This is a genomic window from Fusibacter sp., assembly GCF_057447755.1.
Genome location: NZ_JBVBZF010000509.1, coordinates 1 through 1,670 on the forward strand (window position 1 = coordinate 1; position 1,670 = coordinate 1,670).

The window sequence follows — 1,670 nt, forward strand, 5'->3', positions numbered from 1 at the left end:
AATGCGCAAATAGATAGAAAGCACAGTCTTTGGCAAATTGGGTGAATAAAGGGGAAAATAAATGAAGAGATTATCGATTGAGCAGGTGTCGCCAGGCGCAATTGCCATGCAGGCGATCTATGACAAGAATTTTAATGTCTTGGTGAAGAAATACTCTGTATTAAACGAAAAGACCATCGATACCATTCGTATTTATGGTTATGAATCCGTTTTTGTTGAAACAGGAGATAATTTTAAAACACTGATTGACTCAGGGGATGTTCAGGGCTTACCCTATGAAGAAATCGGATATCTTTTAAGACTTATGCAGAAGAGCTATAAAGAGCTTGAGGTCTTTTCAAAGCGAAAGGGCAATCAAATTTCAATGAAAGTCTACAAGCAATTCAATGAATTTAGGGAATCCCTGCTTGAAGCCCTAAACCATTCTATCGAGAAAATCATCATCTCAATGATTCACAACAGAGTCACTGCCTTACAAATCATAGAATCCAAATCCTTAAAGCTATACACCTTTCAACATTCGCTCCAAACAGCACTCATATCCACCCTGATGGGGATTAAACTTAAATTGAGTATGACCGAGCTCAAGGTCCTCTTTATGAGTGCCATTATCATGGAATTTAGTAATGTGAGCATTCCACAAAATATCCTTGATAAAAAGGACCGTCTTACTGAATCTGAGTTTGAAATTGTCAAGAAACACCCTTTTTATTGTTATGAAGAATTTGGAGACAGCATCTCCCTTCATTATTTAGTGAAAGTGGTATGCCTTGAGCACCATGAGAAATTCAACGGTACTGGCTACCCAAAGGGCTTGTCTGGTGAAGAAATTCATCCGCTTGCACGCATTGTATCTGTGGCAGATGCCTTTGATGCTCTTATCAGTGATCGCCACCAGCGAAAGGCCCATTCTATTCCAAATGCCATTAAATATTTGGAAGCCCAGTCGGATGTCTTTTTCTTTAAATCATGTGTGGACCTTTTAAAGACCACCATATATCCTTTTGCCATCGGCGAAAGGGTCACCTTAAATGTGGGTGAGGGGAAGATTATTGGCTATGATGAAAACGCAAACCCTATGATAGAGCTTGAGCAGTATAACAAGCATGTGAAATTATCGGAAAATGGCTTTGTCAAACTGGCTGAGAGGGATCTTGAAATCAAAATTTAGAGCGATTAAAGTGGTTTGTGGGGCAAACATGGAACTTTTTGACTTAAAAATCGTCTTATAGTTAGATGGCATAAAATTTTAACAACTATAGGAGTGATATTATGAAAAGAAAATTATTAATCGGATGTATTATAGCGAGTATCAGTATATTGAGTTTAATAGGCTGTGCAGGGGAGAAACCCTTAGAGGCTGATCAAGATCTGCCCACTTCTGATCCTTTAACAGCAACAAGTCCTAAACTCTCTGAAGATGCCGCAAAAGAAATGATGGCTGAAAAGTCTATCGAGGGTATTACTAAAATTACATTGGCTGATATTGAAGGTAATGTCGTTGAGCGTGAGTTTTCAGCAGAGGAAATCAGTGCGATAGAAGAAGCCTTTAACGAGAGCTTTATCATGGACACGGCCTATATTGAAATGATCACAGGCTATACCATGACAATCGAACTTGAAGATGGCAATTCTGTTTTTATTCACAGCTATGGTCAGGAAGACTATAT

The 1,670-nt window shown here is 38.7% G+C and carries 2 protein-coding genes; both read left to right on the forward strand.

The window, feature by feature from the left end:
• Positions 1-61 precede the first annotated feature (61 nt).
• Positions 62-1,171, forward strand: a complete 1,110-nt coding sequence (locus AC220I_RS22210; RefSeq protein WP_486726052.1) for an HD-GYP domain-containing protein — start codon at positions 62-64, stop codon at positions 1,169-1,171.
• 101 nt (positions 1,172-1,272) lie between these two features.
• On the forward strand, positions 1,273-1,670 hold a 398-nt coding region (locus AC220I_RS22215), incomplete at its 3' end, for a hypothetical protein (RefSeq protein ID WP_486726053.1).